The 6,912-nt window shown below is 50.6% G+C and carries 6 protein-coding genes; 3 read left to right on the top strand and 3 right to left on the bottom strand.

Annotated elements, in window-relative coordinates; genetic code table 11:
* Positions 1–1,269: IS91-like element ISVsa3 family transposase (locus FTV25_RS15520; protein WP_179989166.1), on the top strand; the 1,269-nt coding region annotated here is incomplete at its 5' end.
* A gap of 340 nt (positions 1,270–1,609) precedes the next feature.
* Here the strand turns inward: FTV25_RS15520 and FTV25_RS15515 are convergent.
* Complete coding sequence (locus FTV25_RS15515) at positions 1,610–2,482, bottom strand: rRNA adenine dimethyltransferase family protein (protein WP_084929516.1); 873 nt, start codon at positions 2,480–2,482, stop codon at positions 1,610–1,612.
* A 460-nt stretch (positions 2,483–2,942) separates the two neighbouring features.
* Here FTV25_RS15515 and FTV25_RS15510 point away from each other — a divergent pair, with 460 nt between their 5' ends.
* Positions 2,943–4,436 (top strand): IS91 family transposase, encoded by a 1,494-nt coding sequence (locus FTV25_RS15510; RefSeq protein WP_119173447.1) that lies wholly within the window; start codon positions 2,943–2,945, stop codon positions 4,434–4,436.
* 673 nt (positions 4,437–5,109) lie between these two features.
* Positions 5,110–5,997 carry an Mph(E)/Mph(G) family macrolide 2'-phosphotransferase gene (gene mph / locus FTV25_RS15500; RefSeq protein ID WP_071830579.1) on the top strand — a complete coding sequence of 296 codons (888 nt, stop codon included), beginning with the start codon at positions 5,110–5,112 and terminating at the stop codon, positions 5,995–5,997.
* A 73-nt stretch (positions 5,998–6,070) separates the two neighbouring features.
* Here the strand turns inward: mph and FTV25_RS15495 are convergent, their stop codons facing one another.
* Together FTV25_RS15495 and FTV25_RS15490 are read right to left on the bottom strand one after the other, a co-directional pair.
* The gene (locus FTV25_RS15495) at positions 6,071–6,535 is read right to left on the bottom strand and encodes an ATP-binding protein (RefSeq protein WP_071830580.1); all 465 of its coding nucleotides are present in this window, start codon (positions 6,533–6,535) and stop codon (positions 6,071–6,073) included.
* Positions 6,536–6,596: 61 nt separating this feature from the next.
* On the bottom strand, positions 6,597–6,845 hold the full coding sequence (locus FTV25_RS15490) for a phosphoglucosamine mutase (protein ID WP_071830581.1): 249 nt from the start codon (positions 6,843–6,845) through the stop codon (positions 6,597–6,599).
* Positions 6,846–6,912 lie beyond the last annotated feature (67 nt).

The following is a 6,912-nucleotide window of genomic DNA, read 5'->3' as shown; positions in this document are numbered from 1 at the left end:
TGCGAGTCTTGCCACGCCGAGCACCTGGTCGCTTTCAGCTGTAAGCGTCGCGGTTTCTGCCCGAGCTGTGGGGCGCGGCGGATGGCCGAAAGTGCCGCCTTGCTGGTTGATGAAGTACTGCCTGAACAACCCATGCGTCAGTGGGTGTTGAGCTTCCCGTTTCAGCTGCGTTTCCTGTTTGCCAGCCGGCCCGAGATCATGGGGTGGGTGCTGGGCATCGTTTACCGCGTCATTGCCACGCACCTGGTCAAGAAAGCGGGCCATACCCACCAAGTGGCCAAGACGGGCGCGGTCACCCTGATCCAGCGTTTTGGATCGGCGCTCAATCTGAATGTTCACTTCCACATGCTGTTTCTCGACGGTGTGTATGTCGAGCAATCCCACGGCTCAGCGCGTTTCCGCTGGGTCAAGGCGCCGACCAGCCCAGAGCTCACCCAGCTGACGCACACCATCGCCCACCGGGTGGGTCGCTATCTGGAACGGCAAGGCCTGCTGGAACGGGATGTCGAAAACAGCTATCTGGCCTCGGATGCGGTGGATGACGACCCGATGACACCCCTGCTGGGGCACTCGATCACTTACCGTATCGCTGTCGGTTCACAGGCGGGGCGAAAGGTGTTCACTTTGCAAACTCTGCCGACCAGTGGTGATCCGTTCGGTGACGGGATTGGCAAGGTAGCCGGGTCCAGCCTGCACGCCGGCGTGGCGGCCAGGGCCGATGAACGCAAGAAGCTCGAACGGCTGTGCCGGTACATCAGCCGCCCGGCGGTATCCGAGAAGCGGCTGTCGTTAACACGAGGCGGCAACGTGCGCTACCAGCTCAAGACGCCGTACCGGGACGGCACCACGCACGTCATTTTCGAACCATTGGATTTCATTGCAAGGCTGGCCGCCCTGGTACCGAAGCCCAGAGTCAACCTAACCCGCTTCCACGGGGTGTTCGCACCCAACAGTCGGCACCGGGCGTTGGTCACGCCGGCAAAACGGGGCAGGGGCAACAAGGTCAGGGTGGCTGATGAACCGGCAACACCAGCACAACGGCGAGCGTCGATGACATGGGCGCAACGGCTCAAGCGTGTTTTCAATATCGACATCGAGACCTGCAGCGGCTGCGGCGGCGCCATGAAAGTCATCGCCTGCATTGAAGACCCTATAGTGATCAAGCAGATCCTTGATCACCTGAAGCACAAAGCCGAAACCAGCGGGACCAGGGCGTTACCCGAAAGCCGGGCGCCACCGGCTGAGCTGCTCCTGGGTCTGTTTGACTGACCCGTCCCAAACGATTCCGATCACGATGCTGCGGTAATTCAGCCGCGGCAGGGATGCGTTATGCCGGCGGCTTGGGTTGGCCCCGGCTGTCGGGAAAAACGGGTAAATTTTCGGCGGGATCGATGGCTACACGGGCCGGATTCAGAATCACCCACTGGCAAAGCAGGCCGTCATTCGCGGTCTACAGTGGCTGGACTTGGAGAAAAACGGCGTTTATTCTTCCTATACTCACAATCACTAAAAAATCTTGCGCATTGATTTTCAGTTCTATGTCTTTTAGGGCTTGTACTTTTCCGTCGTAAACCTTGTTTATTTTCTTAAAGGTTACGCTTGCCATCGGCTAATACTTTTTGCTCCTGTCACGATGTAGTTTGTCGAGTTTTGCCTGCTCGGCAATCAATCGGCTATATGCGCCTATAACCAATTTCTTTTTTTCTGGCGAAACCATTTTAGAGTATACATCAAACATGGCAAGCCATTGTTTGTATGTCCATTCCGAAATAAACGCCTCCTCGTGAAGATCGATTTGCTTTCGTATCCGCTTTTGTTGTTCGTATGAAAAAACTTTTTTTGTTTTTTCCTTAAAAAATCTGCCTGGCGCGGAATATACAAAAGCCAAGAAATCCCAGTAGTCGATTAGCGGCAATTTTTTTATGTCGCAGTATTCTTTTTTGTGAAAGTTCACAAAAAATATTGATACATTCGGGCTTGGCGAAAAGTCCGCTTTATCAAAGTTGTGAATGACTTTGATTTCGTAAATCGGCTTAAAAAGTAGCGACTTAAATCCATCTTGGCACAAAGGCTCACCTGCGTACTTATATACCGCCTCTTGTTGCATGACGAGATATAAATCCTCGGGCGTCCTTCCCGTCGTCAAAAGTTTGCTCAAAATATCCGCAGTCATGTTGAATGGTATGTTAGAAAAAACTTTGTACGGCTCGCTCGGCAAATCTACTGTTAGAAAGTCCCTGTTCAGCAGAACTAAATCCTCGTGCCCCTTTAATTGCTCAAGCAATCGCCTGTACAATTCCGCGTCGTACTCTATCGCAACAACTTGTCTACAGCGTCCAAGTAAGGCTCGAGTGATAATTCCTTTGCCGGGTCCGATTTCATAAACCAAATCATCGCAAGTTATATTGCTAAGTCCGACTAGTTTATTTACTAGTTGGGCATTGTGTAAAAAATTTTGAGAGTCTTTTATGTTGCGTTCCAATAGCCTACTCCTTTACCCGTGTGGCTATTTGATTTTTTGTTGCCGTTGGGTGTATCGTTATTGGTAAACTCGTATTTTTCATAGAGTTGCGTACTCTAATTCTATACAAGGCAATACTTAATATATTTTAGCATATATTTTAGCAAATATATTAGGAAAACACAATACATTTTAGAGTGGTTTCGAAAATAGTTAAATAAAAATGACTTGTAAAGGATATTCCCCGCAAAGGTTCAGTTCTGCCGTGCTGAAAAATTGCTTATTCGTAAAAGAATAGGCAGCTTTCTTTTTTGTTCGCCCCTTTTATTTCATAGAGTACTCAACTCTATTTACAATAGAGTGGGAGTGACTGGCACTCACAGGCAATGTCTGGCACTGGCTGGCATCACAGCTGAGACTTCAATATCTCGCAGCTGAGCGATAAACTGTATAAAAACACAGTATCGCAAGGATGCGGATCATGCCCCAAGTGGCGGCCAGGATGGCCAGCCGGGACGAGAACACTGGTCGTTACCAGCGTCACCGGCCCGAGCAAACCCTGCTCTATCGGATCGTCGAAGAATACTACCCGACGTTCGCTGCCCATTTGGCGGCGCAGGGCAGGGAACTGCCCGGCTATGTGCAACGCGAGTTTGACGACTACCTCAAATGCGGCCGTCTCGAACACGGCTTTCTGCGGGTGCGTTGTGAGTCGTGTCACGCTGAGCACCTGGTTGCGTTCAGCTGCAAACGTCGGGGCTTCTGTCCTAGTTGTGGCGCACGGCGTATGGCCGAAAGCGCCGCGCTACTGGTCGATGAGGTTCTGCCCGTACAGCCCATGCGCCAATGGGTACTCAGCTTTCCCTTTCAATTGCGCTTTCTGTTCGCCAGCCGGCCGGAGGTCATGGGCCGGGTGTTGGGCATCGTTTACCGCGTCATCGCCACGCATCTGGTCAAGAAAGCGGGCTATACCCACCAAGCGGCCAAGACCGGTGCCGTCACCCTGATCCAGCGCTTCGGCAGTGCACTGAACCTCAACATTCACTTTCACATGCTGTTCCTCGATGGCGTGTACGTTGAGCGTCCCAATGGAACAGCCCGGTTCCTCTGGGTCAGGGCGCCGACCAGCGCCGAACTCACCCAACTGGCGCACACCATCGCCCATCGGGTCGGCCGCTATTTGGAGCGGCAAGGCCTGCTGGAACGGGATGTCGAAAACAGCTATCTGGCCTCGGATGCGGTGGATGACGACCCGATGACACCCCTGCTGGGGCACTCGATCACTTACCGTATCGCTGTCGGTTCACAGGCGGGGCGAAAGGTGTTCACTTTGCAAACTCTGCCGACCAGTGGTGATCCGTTCGGTGACGGGATTGGCAAGGTAGCCGGGTCCAGCCTGCACGCCGGCGTGGCGGCCAGGGCCGATGAACGCAAGAAGCTCGAACGGCTGTGCCGGTACATCAGCCGCCCGGCGGTATCCGAGAAGCGGCTGTCGTTAACACGAGGCGGCAACGTGCGCTACCAGCTCAAGACGCCGTACCGGGACGGCACCACGCACGTCATTTTCGAACCATTGGATTTCATTGCAAGGCTGGCCGCCCTGGTACCGAAGCCCAGAGTCAACCTAACCCGCTTCCACGGGGTGTTCGCACCCAACAGTCGGCACCGGGCGTTGGTCACGCCGGCAAAACGGGGCAGGGGCAACAAGGTCAGGGTGGCTGATGAACCGGCAACACCAGCACAACGGCGAGCGTCGATGACATGGGCGCAACGGCTCAAGCGTGTTTTCAATATCGACATCGAGACCTGCAGCGGCTGCGGCGGCGCCATGAAAGTCATCGCCTGCATTGAAGACCCTATAGTGATCAAGCAGATCCTTGATCACCTGAAGCACAAAGCCGAAACCAGCGGGACCAGGGCGTTACCCGAAAGCCGGGCGCCACCGGCTGAGCTGCTCCTGGGTCTGTTTGACTGACGAGCCTGAAGGCCAACGATACCAATCAAAATGCTGCGTTCACAGCGCCGCGGCAGGGATCCGCCGTGCTGGTTGTCGGAAAAGGAGCCGCTAGTGGGAAAGAGGAGGGTAAATTTTCAGCGTTGCTGGCTCCCCGTCAGCCGGATTGGGTTGCATCGCAGGGGTGTCGAAAGAGTCAACTGCGGTCCAAAGCTGTTGGACTTGGGTGAAAAGGGCGTTTATTCTTCCTATACGTGAACCGCATCCTACGGAATGAGTAACCCTTGCCCTATTGTGAGTAGAACGTCGTATAATTCAAACGAAAGCAGTTAATAGGTATGAAATATCACAGCACAAAAGAGCGACAGGACATGTTTAGATGATGTTATTATAAAATAATAACATCATGGATGAATAAAAAATAATTTTCTATCTTTACAACTATGTTATACTTCTATGATAAGGCTATGATGGCAAAGCCTTGGTTTTCCTAATCAAATAGTCGCCGAGATGGCTTCAATGCGACAGTAGGTCTACTGTCTCACAATTAATTCATGTATCAGATTTTTGTTCCCTGATGGGAAGTGTTATCCATACGAAAAGAATATGGGTAAAGTGTTACACCTGTATATGACATTCAGAATGTCCTGTCGGGGGAACTGGTACCAATTTAATAAAAGAAAACAGTATAGAAATGACAATCGAAGATATGCAAACATTAGCCCTAGAGCATGGGCTGAGAATTTCGGAAGAGATGAGCGTCAATGAGATGGGCATCGACTTTAGAGTTGCCTTTGTAAAGGAAGTAAACGGTGAGAACTGGGTACTCCGTATACCTCGAAGAAGCGATATGCTTGAACAAATCGAAAATGAAAGTAGAATATTGGATTTAGCCAAAAGAAACCTGTCGATCAATGTCCCTGATTGGAAAATTGTATCGGAGCGCCTAATAGCCTACCCTTTACTGGAGGATGCGCCTGCTCTGACATTCGATGCGATAACACATGAGGTTTCTTGGAACATAGATCGCGATAGCATAGCTTATGTGGAGTCTCTGGCAAAATCATTGGCCGAATTACATCGTATTACAGCTGACGATGTGAGAAAGAGCAACTTGAAAATAATGACTCCAAGTGAATTGAGGACCGAAATAGCTGACCGTATCCACTTGGTGAAATCTGAGATAGGTATCAGCGAGCCGTTGGAAAACAGATACCGTAGATGGTTGGACAATGACCCTTTGTGGCCTGAATTCACTTGTTTCATCCATGGCGATCTCTATGCAGGGCATGTCTTAACCTCGAAGGAAGGTAAGACCTCTGGTATCATAGATTGGTCTACTGCGCATATGGGTGATCCTGCACTGGACTTTTCTGGTCACGTATCGGTTTTTGGAGAGGATAGCCTGAAGAGTTTGATAACGGAGTATGCTAAACAAGGCGGAACGATATGGGATAGGCTCTACGAACAATCTATAGAGAGGGCTGCTGCAGCTCCATTAGCATATGGCGCTTTTGCGGTAGAGTGCAACGACGATAATCATATCAATGCCGCCAGAGCAGCCTTAGGTATTGTTCAATAAAATGATGTGAGGATACTTTTTTAAATGCTAAAATAGGAGTTCGATTGGTGCCACTTAAGAGTATCATTGATTTCTATTTTAGCCAGTATCCTCCACTTTTAGGAGCTCCTCGAAACTCGATTTTATGATCATCTCTTAAGATTTTGAGCCACCGCTCTACTATCTTGACAGGAACTAATAGCTCGTTTACTAAAAATGGTGCACGCTTTCCTGGATTAGTTCTTATCTGATTAAATAGTAGATTTACTCCCTCACTTACTCCCTCATTAGATTCGAAAAGTAGCTTTGATGAGACAATAACTCGAAAACCGTGCTGGAAATTTTCAAAGACAGGGGGACGCAGACCATAGGATGCGAAGCCTTCTTGGATTCGTTTGATGCCTGACCCATATTTTTCAATAAAATGCGCTTCTTTGAACGTGGCAGATATCCTTTTATTGCGCGCCCATGGCGAGTAATCTTCACGAAGAAGCTGATCAATCGTTAAGTTATCAGCTAAACCACCTGGATTGAAAAACTCTATGGAATTGTAATACACCCTGATTATGGAATCGGCAAATTAATTTGGACTTGGGTGAAAAGGGCGTTTATTCTTCCTATTACGTTGTCGGCAGCGGGCCAAAAAGGAATACGTCCATGCCCATCGAGGTGAAACCGGCTGTGAGCGCGGGTTCAAGCATATAGCCCGACAGGCGCGTATCCTTGCCGATCACGACACGATGGCGGTGGTCACCGCGACGAAAGACACGGCCAGCCGCCATGCCGACGCGCAAGGCGGTTTCCGCCGTCATCGCGCCTTCGTTGGCTTTGCCACGAATACCGTCTGTGCCGAAATATTTGCGCACCATAAGGTCGATTATCCTGTCGTCGGGTCGCCCTCAAAGGGGACATGCCTGCTGAACCGCGAATATAGAG

Origin of the sequence: Acinetobacter sp. YH12249, from assembly GCF_013417475.1 — a bacterium.
GTDB lineage: Bacteria > Pseudomonadota > Gammaproteobacteria > Pseudomonadales > Moraxellaceae > Acinetobacter.
The sequence above is the reverse complement of the archived record's forward strand: the minus strand, read 5'-3'. Positions and strand labels throughout refer to the sequence as shown.

Bases quoted from the DNA above. Each gene is read 5' to 3' on its own strand.
- FTV25_RS15510 (WP_119173447.1), top strand. From the start codon at position 2,943: ATGCCCCAAGTGGCGGCCAGGATGGCCAGCCGGGACGAGAACACTGGT.
- mph (WP_071830579.1), top strand. From the start codon at position 5,110: ATGACAATCGAAGATATGCAAACATTAGCCCTAGAGCATGGGCTGAGA.
- FTV25_RS15490 (WP_071830581.1), bottom strand. From the start codon at position 6,845: ATGGTGCGCAAATATTTCGGCACAGACGGTATTCGTGGCAAAGCCAAC.